The following is a 19,157-nucleotide window of genomic DNA, read 5'->3' as shown; positions in this document are numbered from 1 at the left end:
CGTCCTTTACGCTGTCCGCGACCGTCCGACAGCAGCGAGGTGACCGTGGTCGACAGCGACCGCCCCACAGTGTCCGACCGGGCCGACGCCCGTGGCCGCGTGACGATCGCGGAGATCGCCCGCGAGGCGGGAGTGTCCGTGGCCACGGTCTCCAAGGTCCTCAACGGCCACGCCCATGTCGCCGACGCCACGCGCCAGAAGGTCGAGGCGCTGCTGGAGAGCCACAACTACCTGCGCCGGCGCAGCCGCCCCACCCACACCGTCGGGCTGGTCGACCTCGTCCTCAACGAACTCGACAGTCCCTGGGCGGTGGAGGTGATCCGCGGCGCGGAGGAGACCGCCGCCCAGCACGGCAGCGGCCTGGTCGTCTCCGCCGTGCACGGCCGGCCCGCGGACATCCTGCGCTGGCTGGACAACCTCACCAGACGCGGCAGCGACGGAGTGATCCTCGCCGTGACCGCGCTGACCAAGGGCCAGCGGCGCAAGGTCCAGGACCTCGGCGTCCCGCTGGTCGTCGTCGATCCCGTGGGCAACCCCGACCCCACGATCCCCTCCGTCGGCGCGACCAACTGGCACGGCGGGCTGGCCGCGACCCAGCACCTGATCGGACTCGGCCACCGCAGGATCGGGATCATCACCGGCCCCGACGACGTGCTCAGCGCCCGCGCCCGCCTCGACGGCTACCGCGCGGCGCTGGAGAGCGCCGGGATCGACGTCGACCCGGCGCTGGAGGTCCGCGGCGACTTCCACCACGGGACCGGTTTCGACGGCGCCCGGCACCTGCTCGCGCTGCCCGAGCCGCCCACCGCCGTCTTCGCCAGCAGCGACCTGCAGGCACTGGGCGCCTACGACGCCGCACGCAGCGCGGAGTTGCAGGTCGGGCGCGACCTCAGCATCGTCGGTTTCGACGACCTGCCCATCGCCTCCTGGGCGTCGCCGCCCCTGACCACCGTCCGCCAGCCGCTCAGCGACATGGCCGCCATGGCCGCCCGCATCGTGATGCAGGGCGTGGACAACGTCCTGACCGGCGGAATGCGCCGCATCGAACTGGCGACGGTGCTCGTCGAACGCGAGAGCACGGGCCGGCCGCCGGCTCGTTAGGTCCGGCGGCCGCACGGTCTACGGCGACGGTACGGTTCGGCCACCCCCGGTGTGAGCGGGTCAGCCCTCCGTGCCCGGCGACCAGCCCGGCGGTCCGAACACGTACCCGGCGCGGTCGCGCCAGCGGCGGGCCGCGCGGACGTCGCGCCAGGCTGCCGCGTACTCGTGGAAGGCGACCCGCAGCGGGTTGTAGGTGCCGATGTTCTTCGTCAGCCCGAAGACCACCCGCTCCCCCTCGGGCTGGAACGTGCCGAACAGCCGGTCCCAGACGATGAGGATGCCGCCGTAGTTGCGGTCCAGGTACACGTTGTTGGAGCCGTGGTGGACACGGTGGTGGGAGGGGGTGTTGAAGACCCACTCCACCGGCCGCCACAGCTTGTCGACCCGTTCGGTGTGCAGGAAGAACTGGTAGACCAGGCTGACGGACTGCTCCAGCAGGATCATCCACGGGGGGACGCCGAGCAGGGCCAGCGGCAGCCAGAACGGCAGGCCCGTCATGGGTGTCCAGCTCTGCCGCAGCGCGGTGGAGAGGTTGAAGCGGATGCTGGAGTGGTGCACGACATGGCTCGCCCACAGCACCCGTACCCGGTGGTGGGCGCGGTGGAAGGCGTAGTACGCCAGGTCGTCGGCGAAGAACAGCAGTACCCACGTCCACGGTGAGGACGGCGACAGCTGCCAGGGGGCGACGGCGAACAGGGCCGCGTACAGCACGACCGTCACCGCCTTCCACGGGAGGGCGATGACCTGGCTGCCGGCGCCCATGGACATGCTGGTCGCGGTGTCGCGCAGTTCGTAGCCGCGCTCGTCGTCGTCCGGCAGGAAGCGGTACGACAGCGCCTCGACGACGACCAGGAGCACGAACGCGGGTATCGCGTAGAACACGGCGGGGAGCATGTCAGCGCACCGTCCTCTCGGTCGTCGTCGCAGTCGAAGTCGCCGTCGAAGTCGGCTTCGCTGTCCCCGCCGGCGTCGCCGGTACGCTGCGTGACAGCAGCTCGCGTGCCAGGTCCTCGGCGGCGCGGGCCTCGCGGGCCGCGATGTGCGCCGCGAGCCGCACATGGGCCTCGACGTCGAGGAGTTCGGCGGCCCGCAGGTCGTCCGGCACGTCGGCGACGGGGAGGGCGCCGCCCACCAGGCTGTTGAACGCGAGCAGATAGGCCAGGTTCCCCGAGCCCTCCACGATCAGCCGCCACCAGGCGACGTCCGCGGCGTCGAGACTGGTCAGGTCGGGCCCGCTGTCCGCGTACCGGTCCGCGGCCCTGACGATCTCCCCGGCGTCCTGCTCGGAGCAGCGCACCGCGCACAGGCGGGCCGCGTCCGCGCCGACGCAGGCCCGCATCTCCAGAGCGTCCCGGCCGAGGTCCTTCGGCGAGGGTCCGGTGTCCGCGGTTGCGATGCCCACGGCCAGATCGAGACCGGCGGTGCGCCGCCAGTCCAGGACGAGCGTGCGGCCGCCGTGGCTGACGTCGACCAGCCGGGCCTGCTGGAGCCGCTTCACCGCCTCCCTGACGGCGTGACGGTTCACTCCGAACTCGGTGGACAGGTCCCGTTCGGCGGTGAGCGCGGAGCCCGGCGGCAGTTCGCCGCCGAGGATGCGGTCCCGCAGCAGCGCGAAGAGCTGGTCGGAGACCGCCGCACGCCGCAGTTGTGGTCGCCCGGTCATGGCGATCAGGGTGGACCGCGGCGAGCGACTGGTCAACTGGTTGGACCAGACGACTTCAGCGCTTCGCAGGAAGGGGCGGGAAAGGGCGGGAAGGAACGAGGAAGAACCATCACCTTGACGTGGCTTGATCTCGCCGGTTTACTCCGGTGGCACGCGAGATCGGTGCACCCGCGTGAGAGGCACGCTCAGCCGGTATCAGACCGCTGTTGTCCCAGCCCGGACCAAGTCGCCAGGCCCTGAAGGAGCCGAGGCGGATACGTGCCCCCGTAGCAAGGAGCTCATCCATGAGCTGTCTGCCCCGAGGCCGGTTCCGTACCGGTCTCGCCTAGTGGCCGCCGCGGCCGCGGCCCTCCCTCTCTCCCTCCTGGGTCCCACCGCACAGGCCGCCGTCTCCGCCGTTCCGCCGCCGGCGGCAGCGGGGTTCGAATACCAGATCGGCGGCGGCTACACGCTGCCGGCCGGTGTCACCGTCTCAGCCGTGACCACAACGACCCGCCGGCGGACGGCGCGTACAACATCTGCATCAACGCGTTCCAGACGCAGGACCCCAGCGCCGTCGAGGACACCCCGAGCAGCTGGCCGCGGAACCTCCTGGTCCATGACGGCGGCTCCGTGCTGATGGACCCCGACTGGAACGAGGCGTTCCTGGACATCAGCACCGCGGCGAACCGCACCGCGATCGCCACCAGGATCGAGAAGCACATCGACCAGTGCGCGACCAAGGGGTTCGGCGCCATCGAACTCGACAACTACGACAGCTACACCCGCTTGCTGACCAGGAAGAGGATGCCGTCGATCAGGGCCCACACACCCAGGCCGCCGAAGGTGAGGAGCTGGGCGATGCCGACGCCCACGGAGCCGACGTAGAAGCGGCCCGCGCCGAGGAATCCGAGCAGGATCTGCAGGACCCCTGCCACGATCATCGACTTGTCGGAGTACGGGCGGCCCTGCGGGTCGAATCCGTACGGCGCTTCGGCGTGACGGGACATGGTGGTGCTCCAGGGATGCGGGGATGGTGACGGGGACGATCGGTTCGGGAGGGAACTCCCGGGAAGGGACGACGACGTGGCCGACGGTGCTGGGGCACCCGCGCGCGGAAGAGGCCCACGGTCGTACGACGTGGGCCTCGTCATCGTCGTTTCCGGCAGCCTAGATACCGGCCCGGGCAGGAGCGAGAGGGGCCGGGCAAGTGATCGCGGCCGGTGAGCGGTGTGCCGGAGTTGTGTGCGTCGTCCGTCAGGTGCGCAGGTGGGAGGCGCCGTTGAGGTCGAGGACCGTTCCGGAGGACCAGGCGGCTTCCGGTGAGGCCAGGTAGAGGACGGCGGCGGCGACTTCCTCGGGGGTGCCGACGCGGCCGAAGGGGCTCTGTTCGCGCAGTGTCCCGCCGTCCCGGCCGGCCAGCTTGGGTGCCTGTCGTTCGGTCGCGATGAAGCCCGGTGCCACGGAGGTCACCGCGATGCCGTGCGGTGCCAGCGCGACGGCCATCGACTGCCCGAAGGCGTGCAGGGCGGCCTTGGTCGCGCCGTAGGCCGGGAAGTCGGGCTCGCCCCGGAAGGCGCCGCGGGAGCCGATGTTGACGATGCTGCCGGTGCCGCCGCGCTCGACGATGTGCCGGGCGACGCAGTACGTCACGTTCGCCGCGCCGAGCAGGTTGACGTCGACCATGCGGTGCCAGTGGCGCTGCCAGTCCGCGTAGGACACGTCGGTCACGCGGTGCCGGGTGTCCTCGGACGGTGCGGTGGCCGCGTTGTTGACCAGGACGTCGATCCCGCCGAGCTGCTCTACGGCGCCTTCGACGAGGTCTCGTGCCGCCTGCGGGTCGGCGAGGTCGGCGGCGAGCAGGGCGTGGCCGGAGCCGGGCAGGCGCCGCAGTGTGTCCTCGGCGTCGGCGCGGCCGGCGGCGTAGTGCACTCCCACGCGGTCGCCGCGCTCGGCGAACGCCAGGGCCACGGCCCGGCCGATGCCGCGCGACGCCCCGGTGACCAGCACGCGCCTCATCGCGCGAACACCTGGGACTCGTCGCGGAACGCCTTGAACTCCAGTGCGTTGCCGGCCGGGTCGTGGAGGAACATCGTCCACTGCTCCGCCGGCTCGCCGGGGAAACGGCGGTAGGGCTCTACGACGAACTCGGCGCCCGCCGCGCGGAGTCGGCCGGCGAGGGTGTGGAAGTCCTCGGTCGACAGCAGCAGGCCGAAGTGCGGGACGGGTACCGCGTGTCCGTCGACCTCGCTGGTTCCGGCGGGTACGGGGCCGCCGGGGACCACGTGGGTGACCAGTTGGTGGCCGTGCAGGTCCCAGTCGACCCAGTGGTCGGTGGAGCGTCCCTCGCTCAGTCCGAGGACGGTTCCGTAGAAGTGGCGTGCGGTGGCGAGGTCGTCGACCGGTACGGCCAGGTGCACGGCGGGACGCACGGACATGGGGCGCTCCTTCGGCTGGGGCGTTTCCGACCTTGCCGCCTGCGATGTCGAATGTCAACATTGGGACATGAGTGCCGATCCAGTCCCGCACCCGCTCCCGCTCCCGAAGGCCAGTCGCCGTGGGCTGGCGCAGGAGGCCGCCGATCTCCTGCGCGAGGCGATCCTCAGCAGTCATTTCCCGCCCGGTTCGCAGCTGCGGGAGGTGGAACTCGCCGGCTCGCTGGGGGTCAGCCGCGGATCGGTGCGGGAAGGACTCGCGCTCCTCCAGCGCGAGGGGCTCGTCCACAGCGTCTGGCACCGCGGCACCACCGTCATCGACGTCACCGTCGAGGACATCGAGGAGGTCTACACCCTGCGCGCCGCACTGGACCGTCTCGCCGCGACCAGCGCCCAACGAAGCGCGGCCGAGAGCCAGTTGGACGAACTCGACTCCCTCGTCGGCGCGATGGCGGACGAGATCGGCAGCGCCGCGGCCGACGACGCTTCCGGGGCCCGGCTGCTCGCCCTGGACCTCGCCTTCCACGACCGGATCTACGACGCCGCGGGCAACCGCAGACTCACCGGCGCCTGGCACGCCGTGCGCTCACAGGTCCACCTGTTCCAGCTGCGCCGTATCGCCCTCGGCCACGAGCACTACCGTGCCCGCGTCGTGGACGAGCACCGCGAACTGGCGGCGCTCCTGCGCTCCGACGACCGCGAGACGCTCGCCCGGCGCGCCGAGGAGCACGTCGACTCGGCCCGCCGCAGCCTGCTCGCGGGGCTGTCCTCGCCGGCGTGACGGCGCGAGGCGAGGTGTCAGGACGTGGTGCGGTGTTCCAGTGCCTCCTCGAAGTGGGCGGCCGCCGGTGAGAGGGCGGACATGCCGCCGTCGACGGGGAGGGCGACGCCGGTGACGAAGCGGGCGTCGTCGGAGGCGAGGAAGGCCACCACCCGGGCGACGTCGTCCGGTTCGCCGACCCTGCGCAGCCGGAACAGTCTGGCCTGGCGGTCCAGCAGACCCGGTTCGGCCGTCCAGGAGGCCCGGTTGCGGTCGTTGAGGACGAGGGCCGGCAGGACGGCGTTCACCCGGACGCCGGAGGGGCCGTACTCGACGGCCAGTTGGCGCGTGAGGCCGAGGACGCCCGCCTTGGCCGTCGGGTAGGCCGACATGGCGGGGAACCCGAACGACGCCTGGATGGAGGAGACGAACGCGAGGGAGCCGCCGGTCGCGGACAGGGCGGGCACCGCGGCCCGGGCGAGTGCGTGGGCGAAGCTCCCCCAGGGCGACGGTGGGCTCCCGGGGGGCCGACGTCAGGTCGGTCACCGGGGCAGGAGGGTCGGGTGGCGGGCGGCCGGGGACGGCGGGCCGGGCGACGACCGCAAGATCGGCGAGCACTACGGGGGCCGCCGGACGACGGCGGCCTGGATCCGCTGCCGCGGCCGGAGTCGAGCTGTCTGTTCACCTTCACGCCGAGCGAGGACTTCCTCCTCGACCGCGTCGGCCCGTTCGTCGTCTGTTCCCTCTGTTCGGGGCACGGGGCGAAGTTCGGGCCGCTCATCGGTGAACTGACGGCGGACCTGGTGACGGGCGCCGCCCGGCCTCCTGAGCAGTTCCGGCCTCCTGAGCAGTTCCGGCTGAGCGCGCACAGCCCTTCCTGACACACGAGTCAGGAGGAGCGCTAAGGTGGTCGGCGTGGCACGCAAACAGGTCATTCTCAGGCGCGAGGAGATCCTCGACGCGACGGTGGAGCAGATCAAGCAACGGGGCATCGCGACGACCCGGGTCGCCGACGTCGCTGGAGCGCTGAACGTGAGCAGCGGACTGGTCCACTACCACTTCGCGACCAAGGAGCAGTTGGTCGAGGAGGCGTTCGCGCACGCGGCCCGCCGCGAGATGGAGGCGCTGCGCACGACCGTCGGCAGGCGGACGACCGCGGTCGCCCGGATGAAGGCGCTGCTGCGGCTCTACTCCCCGGTCGGGCAGACGCCGTCCTGGCGACTGTGGGTCGACGGCTGGTCAGCGGGCATGCGCGAGCAGGGACTCCAGGATGTCATGCAGCAGATGGACGCCGAGTGGAAGGCCCGTATGACGGCCCTGGTCGAGGAGGGGGCCGCGAGCGGCGAGTTCCACTGCGAGGACCCGCGGGCGGCGGCCTGGCGCATCACGCTCTTCCTCGACGGCCTGGCCGTACAGCTCGTGGCCCGGCGCGGCGCGCTGGAGAAGGCGGAGGCCCAGCGCTGGGTGCGCGAGCACGTGGCCGGGCAGCTCGGCATCCCCGCGGACCTGCTGGGAGTACGGCGGGCGCGGAGCACGGCGGGGGCGTGAGGGCTGCGGGGCCGGGCCCTGACGGCTGCACGGCGGGGCCTGGCTCCCGCAGGGCCGGGCCCTGAGGCCTGCCGAGCCGGGTCCTGTCGCCCGCGGGCCGCGGGTTTCTTGTTGACTGACGGGCCAGTCAGTAATTAGGCTTCCCGTGAACGCGTGTCAGCGCGTCCGTTCCGGGCGTCAGCGCCCCACATCGCAGGGGGGTGCCGTGAGCGCCGTCGACTCCGGAACGTATCCCGCCACCGCGCACCGGGCACGGGGGCGGCGCGTCGCCGTCATCGCGCTGACGGGCGCGACCGCCGTCTCTCCCGGACCCGCTCCCGTACGTCGTCCACGTCCCGCACCGAACCGAAGCGGAACTCCCTGGGCAGGACGATGTCGGGGGCGAGCCCGGTGATCATCCCGCCGCCGGTGGAGACCGTGACGTACGCGCCCGCGACAGCCATCCGGGGGCCGGGGACGATGCCCTGGCCGGTGGCGTCCCGCAGGGCGGTGTCCACGAACGCCCGGTAGGTTCCGACGTCCCGGACCGTCGTGAAACCGGCGTGCAGGGTGTCACGGGCGTGCACGATCGACTCGAACGCCTGCTGGGCGGCGCTCTGCTTGATCTCCTGCACCGGGTCCCCGCACGCGGCGATGCCGACCAGGTGCGTGTGCAGGTCGATCAGGCCGGGGCAGAGCATGGCGTCGCCCAGGTCGAGGACCTCGACCCCGTCGGGGACGGTATCCGTTCCGGGGTGCACGGAACGGATCCGCTCCCCCTCCACCACGACGGTCCGGTCGGGCAGGAACGCGCCCGCCTCGACGTCGACGAGCCGCGCACAGCGCAACGCGAGAGCCACGGGTCCTCGTTTGTACCCGGGTGTACCGGGGGCGGGTCAGCGGTCAGCGGGGGCGTCCGTCACCGTTCGAGCAGGGCCATGGCCGCGTTGTGCCCGGGGATGCCGCTGACGCCGCCGCCGCGCACCGCTCCGGCGCCGCACAGGAACACGTTCGCGTGGGAGGTCTCCACGCCCCAGCGACCCACGCCCGGTGCCCCGCCGGTCTCGCCCGCCTCGTCGGCGAAGGGGAAGGCCAGCGCCCGGTGGAAGATGTTCCCCTGCGGCAGGCGCAGTTCCTTCTCCAGGTCCAGCGGCGTCTTGGCCTCGATGCAGGGCCTGCCGTCCTCGTCGACGGCCAGGCAGTCGGCGATCGGCTCGGCGAGGACCGCGTCGAGCTGCTCCAGGGCGCCCTTGAGCAGGGTGTCGCGCGCCCCGTCGTTGTCCTCGGCGAACAGCCGGGCGGGCGCGTGCAGTCCGAACATCGTCAGCGTCTGGTAGCCGCTGCCGGCCAGTTCGGGACCGAGGATCGTCGGGTCGGTCAGGGAGTGGCAGTAGATCTCGGAGGGCGGCGACATGGGCAGCGCGCCGGCCGCGGCCTCCCGGTAGGCGGTGGCGAGCTGGCCGTAGCCCTCAGCGATGTGGAAGGTGCCGGCGAACGCCTCGCGGGGGTCGACGGAGGTGTCCCGCAGCCGGGGCAGGCGGCGCAGCAGCATGTTGACCTTGATCTGGGCGCCCTCGGCCCGCTCGGCCGGGGGTTCGCCGAGGAGGCCGGCCAGCGTCTCGGGGGAGGCGTTGACAAGAACATCGCTTGCCGCCACGGTCGTCTCGCGGTCGCCGTCGCGGTAGGTGACGACGGCGTGCGGCTGGTCGGGGTCGATGCGCAGGACCTCGTGGCCGGTGACGATCTCGGCTCCCGCCGCGCGGGCCGCGCCGGCGAGGGCGTCGGTGAAGGCTCCCATGCCGCCGACCGGGACGTCCCAGTCGCCGGTGCCGCCGCCGATGACGTGGTAGAGGAAGCAGATGTTCTGCGCGAGGGAGGTGTCGTGCGCGTCGGCGAACGTGCCGATGAGGCCGTCGGTGAGCACGATGCCGCGGACGAGGTCGTCGAGGAACCGCTCCTCGATGGTGACGCCGAGCGGCTGCTCGAAGAGCGTGTGCCAGGCGGTGTCGTCGCCGATCCGGTCCCGCAGCCCGGCGCGGCTGGGCAGGGGCTCGGTGAGCGTGGGGAAGACGCTGCGTCCCACGCGCGCGGTCATGTCGTAGAACTCCCGCCACGCCTCGTACTCGGCGTCGGAGCCGGTGAGCTGCTGGAAGGAGGCGCGGGTGCGCTCCTCACCGCCGCCGACGAACAGGCCGGTGTCCCGTCCGTCGCGCGTGGTGGGCGTGTAGGAGGACACGGAGCGCTTGCGGACCGCGAAGCGCAGTCCGAGGTCGTCGACGATCTTCGAGGGGAGCAGAGAGACGAGGTAGGAGTAGCGGGACAGCCGGGCGTCGAACCCCGCGAAGGCGCGCGTGGAGACCGCTGCCCCGCCGGTGACGCCGAGGCGTTCCAGCACGAGCACGGAGCGCCCGGCGCGGGCGAGATAGGCGGCGGCGACGAGTCCGTTGTGGCCACCGCCGACGATGACGACGTCGTAGACGTCCTGGGTGACCTTGGATGCTTCAGACATGACACACACCTTGGAAGTTGACTGACTCGCAAGTCAAGAAGACTGAGAGGGGGGAGTATCGCGGTCTGGGTTCAGGGTCGAGGTTTCAGGATCGTGGCCGCCCCGATGCGGCGTTCGCGGGAGGGGGAGAGAGATGGCGGCGGGTACGGCGTCGAAAAGCCGGCGAGTGTAGTCGTACCGCGTCTCGGTAACGAGGCCACGCTCAAGCTCGGAGTCGGCAGCACTGGACGGAGTCGTACTCGCTCATGGAGTACCGGCACGGTCCCATCACGTCGACCCATGGGACATCCGCAGGACGGAGCCTTGCTCCGCCGGCTGCACCCCAGGAGCACGTCACCCCCTCGGGGAACTTGCCGCCACGGCTCTACTCGCCCTCCCGCTGGCCGAGGCGTCCGTCAAGATCCGCACGGGCGCACCGGACGATGGAGGAAGCGAGGACGCCCGGCTGGGTCTTTGGGCAGGAGTCATGCCGCTGCGCTCCTCCTGGGGTGACCTGGAGCCGGATCCGCTCCTGCCCGAAGGCATCGAAGCCCCAGGTCACTTGACGAAGCGGGTCGGCACCGCGACCGATTGAGCGGCCGAACGAGACACCCCCCCCCCCCGAGGGCGCGAGGGCTATGGGGCTCCGAGGGTTCTGCGCGGGCAGGGGGTTTAGCGCTCGGCGGGATTCAGCTGCTGGGGAATCCAGCGACCTGGTGGTGGGCCGGCTGTCCGCACAGTACGCAGGGCTGGGGGCTGGGGAGGGCGGCTACGTCGGGGTCGGAGCCGGAGTTGGAGCCGGATTCGGCTGGTGTCTCGGGTTCCGCTTCGGCTCCGGTTCGAGGTTCCAATTCGGCTTCCGCTGTCGGGTGAGTTTGGTGCGCGTCTTCTTCTCATGCTTCCGCGGCCAGCTCGGCGGGTGCCGTTGAGGAATCAGGCGCACTTTTCCCTTCTTCGCCGCTCGGATCGCGTCCCGGCTCCCAGCCGCCGACCATGGACGGCCTGACGCCGAGGCCTGGGCGAGTTGGGTGCGCGAGACGTTCATGTCCTCGCGCAGGCCGCGCCATTCGTCGGCCGCTACCAGCGGAGCTTTCTTCCTGTCGGCCCCAGCGAGCAGTGCGTCGATCGCGCCGAAGTCCTTATCGTGCGCCTCCACCGACGGTCGCCGGGCGCGCCACCGCCGACCGCACCGCTCCTCCAGGTTCATACCCCTAACGCCGATACCACCGCATAGAGCGAATGAGCCATGCGTATGGCATGTGTGGGCGGGACGGGTCCCTCCTCGGGGGCTGCTTCGCTTCGGCCGCTCGGGAGCCCTGCCCGGAGTCAGCGGGCGCTGCCCATCGTCCGGTCGGCGTCGGCGCCCTGCAGCAGCAGGGTGGTCTCCTCGATGCGACTGAAGCGGCCGTCGGATGCGAACTCGCCGAACAGGTAGACCTCCATGGACACGGCTGAGCCGTCCTTCTTGGTGACGTGGACGGTGTGGCGGTCGGCGTACTTCGTCCCCTCGACCAGTTCTTCGTTCACCTCGATGCAGCCGGTGCCAATGACGTCGCGCAGGTGGGCGATGTGGTCGAGGAATCCGGCGCGGTCGCTTCAGTCGCCGTCGGTGCGCTGGCGGTACTCGGGGGCGAAGTGGCGGTCCGCCGCCTCGTGCAGGGAGAGGCCGGGGGTGAAGAGGAGGTCGGTGAGGGCGGCGTGGATTCCGGTCGTCGTGGTCATGGTGGTTGTCCTTTCAGGGCTTCCGTCAAGTTGCGTGCGTGGCGCACGCTCTTATAGGGCGACCGTACCATGCATAGCGTGCGCGGCGCACGCTATTGTTGGTGGGGTGGAGAACGAGAACCAGGGGAACCAGGTGGGGCACGACATCGCCGACGCCCTCGGCGTCCTGCTCCGGCGCTCGACGCGCACGAAGCTGCACGGGCGCCTGACGGAGGGCATGGGCGGGGCGCTGGACGAGGTGACGTACCCCGTCCTCAGCGCGCTGGCCCGGACCGGGCCGTGCAGCGCCGCCGAACTCGCCCCCGAGGTCGGGTTGGACCGCTCCGGTGTCACCCGGCGCGCCACCCGGCTGGAGGCTGCCGGTCTGATCCGACGGCAGCCCGACCCCGCCGACCGACGTGCCTCGCTCCTGGTCCTCACCGAGCAGGGGGAACGGGTGGTGGGTGAACTGCGCGAGCGACTGGCCGGGCACATCGTGCGCAGCCTTGCCTCGTGGACACCGGAGGAGGCCGAGGCGTTCGCGCGCCAGTTGCGCCGCTTCACCGTCGAGGGGCCGTTTGCCTGATACCCAAGGCGCTGTCCCGGACAGTGCAGATCCCCGGGTTGCCCGGGTGCTCCCGGTGAACCGGACCTGCGCGGCGGCCGTCGGGCCAGATGTGGAGCGCCGAGGTGCGCGCGGCCGCACGTCCGGAGTCTCCGCGCTTTCAGATCGAGGTGCAGCCGCTTCTTGGCGGCCTTCGACTCAGGGCCCTGCCGGAATCGGAACCCCACCCCCGGGCCACCGACGCCGCGGGATCGACGATCGACTCCCCCGCGTTTCCCAGCCCAGCGGGCAACTCCCCCTCGGGCCCGTCCATGTCCGCCCAGTGCTCCGACCAGGCGCGTTCCCGTCCGGCACAGGCTCCATAACCTATGCCGGAGCCTCATCCCAGAGGCTCACCAGCCTCCTGGGGGCAGGCAGTCGATCACAACTGCAGCGTCATCTCCATGACGGGACGATGCAAGACGGGTCTGACACGGAGGGGATGCGTTCGACCCCAGGCGCCCGTCTGTCCGCCCGGCCTCCTACTATCGTTCCGCATTCTTCGACGGCTTCTACGAGAGGAACGTACATGCGCGCCCGGAGCATAGGTGCGGCCACCGCTACGGCATTGGCACTGGTGGCCGCCCGCGATCTCGTCCAGAAGAAGCACGCGCTGCTCCGGAACTTCCCCCTGGTCGGGCACGCGCGGTACCTGCTGGAGACGATCGGGCCGGAACTGCGGCAGTACATCGTGACCTCCAACGACGAGGAGCGCCCCTTCAGCCGCGACCAGCGCTCCTGGATCTACGCGTCGGCGAAGGAGGAGAACAACTACTTCGGGTTCGGCACGGACAACGACGTCGAGCACATGCAGGGGCACGCGTATCTGAAGCAGCGCACGTTCGCCAAGGCGCTGTCCGAGGTGCGGAGCGCGCACGACCCGCAGGCGCCGCTGCCCTCCGCGAAGGTGCTGGGCGGGCCGCGCGGGCGGGCCAAGGCGTTCCGGCCCGCGAGCGTCGTCAACATCTCGGCGATGAGCTTCGGTTCGCTGTCCGGTGCCGCGATCACGGCACTCAACAAGGGCGCGGCGCTGGCCGGCGCCATGCACAACACGGGCGAGGGCGGCCTCTCGCCGTACCACCGCAACGGCGGCGACCTCGTCCTGCAGATCGGCACGGCGTACTTCGGCTGCCGCAACGAGGACGGCAGTTTCAACCTCGACAAGCTCAAGGCCGTGGTCGCCGGCGCGCCCGTCAAGGCGATCGAGATCAAGCTCTCCCAGGGCGCCAAGCCGGGCTTGGGCGGGATGCTGCCGGGCGCGAAGGTGACTCCGGAGATCGCCGAGATCCGGGGCATCCCGGTCGGCAAGGACTGCGCCTCTCCGTCGCGGCACACCGCGTTCAGCGACGTCGACTCGATGCTCGACTTCGTCGAACTCATCGCCACCGAGACCGGGTTGCCGGTCGGCGTCAAGAGCGCGGTCGGCGAGACGGACTTCTGGCAGGAGCTCGCCACGCTGATGGCGCGGGGTGACCGCGGCGTCGACTTCGTGACGATCGACGGCGGCGAGGGCGGCACCGGCGCGGCACCGCTGACCTTCGCGGACTCCGTGTCGCTGCCGTTCCGGATGGGCTTCTCCCGGGTCTACGGCACCTTCGCCGAGCGGGGTCTGACCGACAACCTGACCTTCATCGGCTCCGGCAAGCTCGGGCTGCCCGAGAACGCCGCGGTCGCCTTCGCCCTCGGCGTCGACATGATCAACGTGGCCCGTGAGGCGATGCTGTCCATCGGCTGCATCCAGGCGCAGAAGTGCCACACCGACAAGTGCCCGACCGGCATCGCCACCCAGAACGCCTGGCTGGCCCGCGGCGTCGACCCGGCCTCGAAGTCCGCCCGGGCCGCCGTCTACCTGCGCACCCTGCGCAAGGAACTGGTCCGGCTCTCGTCGGCCGTCGGCGTCGCCCACCCGGCGCTCATCACGGCCGACGACATCGAGATCATGAACGGCGACTACGACGCCCGCACCCTGGCCGCCGTCTACGGCTACAAGGACGGCTGGGGCGAACTCGGCCCGGAACTCGCCCGCGAGATCAGCTCCCTGCTCGCCGCCGGGCCGATCACCGCGCGCGAGCCGTCGGTCTGGCCGGCCGTCTGACGGCCCCTCGCACCGCAGCGCACGGATCCCGCACGCGGACGGCTTCCGCGTGCGGGACCTCGTGTGTGTCAGGGTTCAGCGTGCGCCGGGGACCGGCGTGTGCCGGGTGTCAGCTGATCGTCAGGGCGGTGTCGTCCACGACGAAGCTGGTCTGGAGCGAGACGTCCTCGACGCCGTTGAACTTCAGCGTGACGGTCTGGCCCGCCAGCGAGGACAGGTCGAAGGACTTCTGGCTGTAGCCCGAGGCGGCGTTCAGGTTCGAGTACGTCGCCAGGGTCTTCGAGCCCGCGGTCACCGTCAGCTTGTCGTACGCCGTGCTGGAGGTGTACTCGGAGCTGTCGATGTGCAGGTAGAAGGTGAGCTTGGCCGTGCAGCCGGCCGGGATGGTCACCGACTGGGACACGCTGTCGGTGTGCGAGCGGCCGTAACCGTCGAGCCAGGCCTTGTACGACCCGCTGTGCGCGGCCTCACCGGAGTCGGTGGTGATGACACCGCTCGTCGCCGTCCAGCCGGTGCTGCCCGACTCGAAGCCCTGGTTCTTCAGCAGCTGGGCCGAGGAGCAGCCGCCACCGGAGGTGCCGACGGTCCAGGTGAAGGAGGTCGCGCCGGTCGCGCCGGTGGAGTCCTTCGCGGTGACGGTGACCTGGTAGGTGCCGGCGGTGGAGGCGGTGCCGGAGATCAGGCCGGTGGAGCTGTTGATGGACAGGCCGGTCGGCAGACCGCTGGCGCTGTAGGTCAGGGCCGCGCCCGCGCTGTCGCTCGCGTGGATCTGCAGGCTGACCGAGTCACCGGTGGTCGTGGACTGGTTGCCGGGGTTGGTGACGCTCACCGTGTTGCCGCTGCTGGTGCCGGCGGTGAAGGCGGCGGTGCCGTTCGGGGTGCCCCAGCCGGTCGGGCCGTCGTAGCCGGTACCGGCGGTGCAGAAGTACGACGGGGAGCAGGAGCCGTTGTTGCCGCTCGTCACGTCGAACAGGTTGCTGGTGTGGGCGTAGGGGTACTTCGCCGGGTAGTCGCTGCTGCCCGGGGTGCCCGCGAGGGCGTAGACACCGGCCATGATGGGGGAAGAGGCACTCGTCCCGCCGTAGACCGCCCAGCCGGAGCCGCCGTAGGTGTCGTAGACCGCCACACCGGTGGCCGGGTCGGCGACCGCGGAGACGTCGGCCTCCATGCGCTTGGAGCAGCCCGTGTCCGTCTGCCAGCTCGGCTTCGGGTCGTACGCGGAGCAGCCGGAGCCGGTGCCCTCGGAGGAGTTGGTCTTCCACACCGACTCCGACCAGCCGCGCGAGTTGGAGGACTGGTTCAGCGCGGTGCCGCCGACGGCGGTCACGTACTGGGAGGTGGCCGGGTACTCGGCGCCGTAGGCGGAGTCACCGGAGGACACGGTGATCGCGACGCCCGGGTGGTCGAAGTAGGAGGCGTCGCTGGAGGTCTGGGTGGAGTCCTCGCCGCCGCCCCAGCTGTTGGAGACGAACTTGGCGCCGAGCGCGACGGCCTCGTTCTCGGCGGCGCCCAGGTCTTCCATGCTGGGCTGGTCGGCCTCGACCAGGATGATGTGGCAGTTCGGGCACACGGCGCTGACCATGTCGATGTCGAGCGCCTCCTCCCCCGCCCAACCCGAGTCGTTCGTCGGCAGGTTGGTGGTGGAGCCGGTCTCGCTGACCTGCTTGAAGCAGCCGTTGGCCTTGGTGCAGGCGGACAGGCCGAACTGGGAGCGGTATGTGGCCAGGTCCGACTCGGCGTTGGGGTCGTTGTAGGCGTCGACGATGCCCACCGTCATGCCCGAACCGCCGGTGGAGGGCAGCTTGTAGGCGTCGTGCAGGTTCGCCGGGGACAGACCGGAGGGAGCGGCGGCGGCGAGCGCCGAGGCCAGGCGCTGCTTGATGTCCGTGCGGCGCTGCGCGAAGCAGGAGGCCTGGCCCGGCCCGGCGGTGGCGCACAGGTGCTGGGTGGGCACCTTCTGGCCGGCCTTGCCGGTGGAGCGGAACACCTGGCGCTGCGGGTCGGTCAGGGCCTTGGCGTTCTGCGTCGCGGGTGTGGCGTGGTGCGCGGAGGTGTGTGCTGCGTTCTGTGCGGCGGTGTGTGCCGCGGCCGGTATGGCGCCGGCTATCGGTGCCGCGGCGAGGCCGGCGACGGTGAGGCCGAGGGCCGGGACAGCGACGGCGACGAGTCTGCGCAGACTCGGTCTGCGCCCGCTCGAGCGTGACTCACGCATGGGGTACTGCCTCCATGGAAGTGGGGATCCTCAACTGGAAGGGCAGCCCGTGACAAGCGCGTAGCGGCGGTGGAACCGCGCACGTCATGAGCACAGCATCACCCGGCCCTGACACGTAGCGTGAACGTGACATGACAGGATGCAGTGTGAACGTACTCCCCGCCGCCCTGGCCCGCGCCAGACTCAGGCAGAGTTCTTTGCCTCTCCGTGGGACGGGATTGGCCTCCCCGTGACGGACCGGGCGCGCTGGCCTGATGCTGCGTCAGCTCGTCGTGTCAGTCCATCGCCTCAGGAGTCAGCGCCGCGATCTGTGAGTCGACCACGGCCCATGCGGCGGCCGGAAGTCCGGCGAGGTCGGTCGAGCGCAGGGCGTGCAGCGTCTCGTCAGTGCCGGTGACTGTGCCGGTGCCGGTGCCGTACGAGACGGCGGCGCCGAGGACGTCGTAGCCGTGGCGGACGGCGATCCGCAGGAGCGGCCCGTTGCCGTCGCCTTCGGCATGCAGGGCGGACGCGACCACGAGCGGTGGGGGCCCGCCGACCGCGCCGGGCAGTTTGCGGTACGCGCAGGTGAGCGGCGTGCGCCAGCGCAGGCTGAGCAACACGGGCCGTTTGGCCACCAGTTCGGCCAGGTCCGTCTCCCGGACGCCGTCGGGTTCCAGCACCGTCGCCCGCGCGTCCAGCACGAGCGCCGCGGGCAGGAGGCAGCGCAGGGTGCTGCCGACGAGGTTGCCGCCGACGGTGGCGGTGCGCCGTACGGCTCCGGTGCCGACGGAGGCGGCGGCCAGGCGCAGCACGTCCGGCACCCGTCCGTCGATCCGCCGCAGGACGACCGCACCGCCGACGGTCTCCCGCCCCAGCACGTTGGCTTCCGGCAACTCGCGGAGGGATACGGCCAGTTCGGGGAACCCCTCGTGCTGCCAGGTCGCCCAGACGAGGGTCGCCCCGCCGACCGGCACCGCTCCCTCGGCCAGGCACTCCCGCGCCTCGGACACCGACGTGGGCAGACGCACCAGCACGGCGCCCCACCTTCCCCTCCACGGACACGGACAAGGTCGTCAGTCAGGGGAGTCTTCTCGCCGGCGCGGGGGCGCGTACAGGGCTCACACCAGCACGCGGCGAGGGCGCGGCGGGGCACGGCCCGCAACCGGCTGTCGGATGTCGGCGGTCTCAGCCCGCTGTCGTCCCCTGCGGGTCGCCCTCCCCGCGCGTGAATCCGTGACTCCGCTCCACCTTCGCGATGTGCAGGGTGTACCTCTCGTACCACTCGGCGCGCCCGCGCTTCTGTGCCGCACGGTGCTCGGCGTTGCCGCGCCACCGGGTGAGCGCCTCGGCGTCGCGGAAGTACCCGACGGTGATGGACAGCCCGCCGGGAGTCCGCGCGTGATCCATCCCCAGGTACCCGGGGACGTCCTTCACCAACTCCTCCATACGCGCGCTGGTTTCGCCGTATCCGCCCTGCTCCTCGGTTCGCACCGACGTGAAGACGGCGACGTAGTAGGGGGGTTCGAAGGCCTCGACGGGCGCGGCAGGCACGACGGACGCGACAGGCGCTTCCGGATGATCGCTCATGACGTCACCGTAGTGCGGGGCGCCCCGCCATCCAACCAACAGGCGTTCATGATCGGGGGTTATCCCCATCGTGGACGGCGCCGGTGACTGCGTAGGGTCATGGGTGACCGATCGGCGCACTGATCGACGGACCGATCACCCGAACCGTCACCGATGCCGTCGTCGGCGGTTCGGCTCGCTTCACCTTCACAGGGGGAATCTCATGCAGCGCGCGCAGGCACGCGTCGTCGAGGCAGTGGCTCTGGCCGCCCTCACCCTCGCCGGGACGACGGCGTGCTCGGTCCTCGACCAGAAGACGCTGGAGGACGACGCCAAGCTGTCCCAGAAGATCACCTCGATCCGGCTCGACAGCCGGAACGGCGGGGTGGAAGTGGACGCCTCGGCGGACACCCCGGCCGTCTCCGTGCACCGCAAGGTCAATTATCACGGCGACAAGCCGGACGGCACGTCGTTCCACGTCGAGGACGGTGTCCTGGTCCTCTCCGGGTGCGGCAGGAACTGCGGCGTCGACTACGTCGTCAAGGCGCCCGCCGGCCTGGCGGTGACGGGAGGCACGTCCAACGGGGAGCTGGCGCTGAGCGGCGTCGGCAAGGTCGACGTGCACACGAGCAACGGCGAGATCAGGGTGACCGGCGCGGCCGGGCCGGTGCGGCTGCGCACGTCCAACGGGGGCGTCCACGTCGAGGGCGCCAGGGGCGGCGGAGTCGACGCGCAGACGTCGAACGGCGAGGTGACGATCCGGACGGCCACCCCGCAGAACGTCACGGCCCGTACGTCCAGCGGGAACCTCAAGGTCACCGTCCCGCCCGCCGCCTACCGGGTCTCGGCGCACAGCACCCACGGCGACAAGAAGGTGTCGGTCAAGGACGATCCGTCGGGCCGCTACCGCCTGGATCTGTCGACGACGAACGGCGACCTGACCGTACGGCCGGCGAAGGGCTGACAGGCTGAGGGGGAGCCGGGCTGACGGGGCGACGGGCCGACGGGCCGCCAGGCTGGGGAACCGGAACTCCGAGCCGGCTT

General features: G+C 71.2%; 18 protein-coding genes and 3 pseudogenes. 9 read left to right on the top strand and 12 right to left on the bottom strand.

Annotated features, from left to right (window positions below; all coding sequences use genetic code 11):
- The first annotated feature begins 45 nt into the window (after positions 1-45).
- Positions 46-1,101, top strand: a complete 1,056-nt coding sequence (locus DBP14_RS34465) for a LacI family DNA-binding transcriptional regulator (RefSeq protein ID WP_129312241.1) — start codon at positions 46-48, stop codon at positions 1,099-1,101.
- Between the two features lie 60 nt (positions 1,102-1,161).
- Here DBP14_RS34465 and DBP14_RS34460 read toward each other — a convergent pair whose 3' ends face one another.
- On the bottom strand, positions 1,162-1,995 hold the full coding sequence (locus DBP14_RS34460; protein WP_129311534.1) for a sterol desaturase family protein: 834 nt from the start codon (positions 1,993-1,995) through the stop codon (positions 1,162-1,164).
- A gap of 1 nt (position 1,996) precedes the next feature.
- Positions 1,997-2,764 carry a GntR family transcriptional regulator gene (locus DBP14_RS34455; protein ID WP_129311533.1) on the bottom strand — a complete coding sequence of 256 codons (768 nt, stop codon included), beginning with the start codon at positions 2,762-2,764 and terminating at the stop codon, positions 1,997-1,999.
- 426 nt (positions 2,765-3,190) lie between these two features.
- Between DBP14_RS34455 and DBP14_RS37125 the strand changes: the two genes are divergently transcribed.
- Entirely contained in the window at positions 3,191-3,631 is a 441-nt protein-coding gene (locus tag DBP14_RS37125) for an endo alpha-1,4 polygalactosaminidase (RefSeq protein ID WP_347239685.1), read from the top strand.
- On the opposite strand, the gene DBP14_RS34445 is transcribed toward DBP14_RS37125, so the two are convergent.
- From DBP14_RS34445 to DBP14_RS34435, 3 genes are all read right to left on the bottom strand, one after another.
- Positions 3,523-3,753, bottom strand: a complete 231-nt coding sequence (locus DBP14_RS34445) for a TM2 domain-containing protein (protein ID WP_129311532.1) — start codon at positions 3,751-3,753, stop codon at positions 3,523-3,525. The genes DBP14_RS37125 and DBP14_RS34445 overlap by 109 nt on opposite strands.
- A gap of 247 nt (positions 3,754-4,000) precedes the next feature.
- A complete protein-coding gene (locus DBP14_RS34440; RefSeq protein ID WP_129311531.1) occupies positions 4,001-4,762 on the bottom strand; it encodes an SDR family oxidoreductase in 762 nt (253 codons plus the stop codon).
- On the bottom strand, positions 4,759-5,181 hold the full coding sequence (locus DBP14_RS34435) for a VOC family protein (RefSeq protein WP_129311530.1): 423 nt from the start codon (positions 5,179-5,181) through the stop codon (positions 4,759-4,761). Before DBP14_RS34435 ends, DBP14_RS34440 begins: the two co-directional genes overlap by 4 nt.
- Positions 5,182-5,248: 67 nt before the next feature.
- Here DBP14_RS34435 and DBP14_RS34430 point away from each other — a divergent pair, with 67 nt between their 5' ends.
- Complete coding sequence (locus DBP14_RS34430; protein WP_129311529.1) at positions 5,249-5,959, top strand: GntR family transcriptional regulator; 711 nt, start codon at positions 5,249-5,251, stop codon at positions 5,957-5,959.
- Positions 5,960-5,976: 17 nt separating this feature from the next.
- On the opposite strand, the pseudogene DBP14_RS34425 reads toward DBP14_RS34430, so the two are convergent.
- A pseudogene (locus tag DBP14_RS34425) lies at positions 5,977-6,414 on the bottom strand (SDR family oxidoreductase); the annotation flags it as partial.
- Between the two features lie 87 nt (positions 6,415-6,501).
- On the opposite strand from DBP14_RS34425, the gene DBP14_RS36480 reads away from it, so the two are divergent.
- Both DBP14_RS36480 and DBP14_RS34415 read left to right on the top strand, forming a co-directional pair.
- Entirely contained in the window at positions 6,502-6,819 is a 318-nt protein-coding gene (locus DBP14_RS36480; protein ID WP_206739404.1) for a hypothetical protein, read from the top strand.
- Positions 6,820-6,853: 34 nt separating this feature from the next.
- Complete coding sequence (locus DBP14_RS34415; RefSeq protein ID WP_129311527.1) at positions 6,854-7,486, top strand: TetR/AcrR family transcriptional regulator; 633 nt, start codon at positions 6,854-6,856, stop codon at positions 7,484-7,486.
- Between the two features lie 272 nt (positions 7,487-7,758).
- Here the strand turns inward: DBP14_RS34415 and DBP14_RS34410 are convergent, their stop codons facing one another.
- Both DBP14_RS34410 and DBP14_RS34405 read right to left on the bottom strand, forming a co-directional pair.
- A complete protein-coding gene (locus DBP14_RS34410; RefSeq protein ID WP_129311526.1) occupies positions 7,759-8,325 on the bottom strand; it encodes an amidohydrolase family protein in 567 nt (188 codons plus the stop codon).
- A 59-nt stretch (positions 8,326-8,384) separates the two neighbouring features.
- Positions 8,385-9,974, bottom strand: coding sequence for an NAD(P)/FAD-dependent oxidoreductase (locus DBP14_RS34405; protein ID WP_129311525.1), 1,590 nt, complete (start codon positions 9,972-9,974; stop codon positions 8,385-8,387).
- 346 nt (positions 9,975-10,320) lie between these two features.
- Between DBP14_RS34405 and DBP14_RS37120 the strand changes: the two are divergent.
- Positions 10,321-10,548 (top strand): annotated as a pseudogene (locus DBP14_RS37120) (pyridoxamine 5'-phosphate oxidase family protein); the annotation flags it as partial.
- Positions 10,549-11,279: 731 nt separating this feature from the next.
- On the opposite strand, the pseudogene DBP14_RS34395 reads toward DBP14_RS37120, so the two are convergent.
- Positions 11,280-11,675 (bottom strand): annotated as a pseudogene (locus DBP14_RS34395) (nuclear transport factor 2 family protein).
- A 106-nt stretch (positions 11,676-11,781) separates the two neighbouring features.
- On the opposite strand from DBP14_RS34395, the gene DBP14_RS34390 reads away from it, so the two are divergent.
- Together DBP14_RS34390 and DBP14_RS34385 are read left to right on the top strand one after the other, a co-directional pair.
- Entirely contained in the window at positions 11,782-12,240 is a 459-nt protein-coding gene (locus DBP14_RS34390; protein WP_241741125.1) for a MarR family transcriptional regulator, read from the top strand.
- A 547-nt stretch (positions 12,241-12,787) separates the two neighbouring features.
- A complete protein-coding gene (locus DBP14_RS34385; protein WP_129311524.1) occupies positions 12,788-14,353 on the top strand; it encodes an FMN-binding glutamate synthase family protein in 1,566 nt (521 codons plus the stop codon).
- 109 nt (positions 14,354-14,462) lie between these two features.
- On the opposite strand, the gene DBP14_RS34380 is transcribed toward DBP14_RS34385, so the two are convergent.
- The 3 genes from DBP14_RS34380 to DBP14_RS34370 all read right to left on the bottom strand — a co-directional run bounded on the left by DBP14_RS34380 (position 14,463) and on the right by DBP14_RS34370 (position 18,134).
- Positions 14,463-16,565, bottom strand: coding sequence for a putative Ig domain-containing protein (locus tag DBP14_RS34380; protein WP_129311523.1), 2,103 nt, complete (start codon positions 16,563-16,565; stop codon positions 14,463-14,465).
- A 275-nt stretch (positions 16,566-16,840) separates the two neighbouring features.
- On the bottom strand, positions 16,841-17,581 hold the full coding sequence (locus DBP14_RS34375) for an FAD binding domain-containing protein (protein ID WP_129311522.1): 741 nt from the start codon (positions 17,579-17,581) through the stop codon (positions 16,841-16,843).
- 151 nt (positions 17,582-17,732) lie between these two features.
- Positions 17,733-18,134 (bottom strand): antibiotic biosynthesis monooxygenase, encoded by a 402-nt coding sequence (locus DBP14_RS34370; RefSeq protein WP_129311521.1) that lies wholly within the window; start codon positions 18,132-18,134, stop codon positions 17,733-17,735.
- Between the two features lie 202 nt (positions 18,135-18,336).
- Between DBP14_RS34370 and DBP14_RS34365 the strand changes: the two genes are divergently transcribed.
- Positions 18,337-19,077, top strand: a complete 741-nt coding sequence (locus DBP14_RS34365; RefSeq protein WP_129311520.1) for a DUF4097 family beta strand repeat-containing protein — start codon at positions 18,337-18,339, stop codon at positions 19,075-19,077.
- The last annotated feature ends 80 nt before the right edge of the window (positions 19,078-19,157 follow it).

This window comes from Streptomyces sp. L2 (genome assembly GCF_004124325.1).
Taxonomy (GTDB): domain Bacteria; phylum Actinomycetota; class Actinomycetes; order Streptomycetales; family Streptomycetaceae; genus Streptomyces.
The sequence above is the reverse complement of the archived record's forward strand: the minus strand, read 5'-3'. Positions and strand labels throughout refer to the sequence as shown.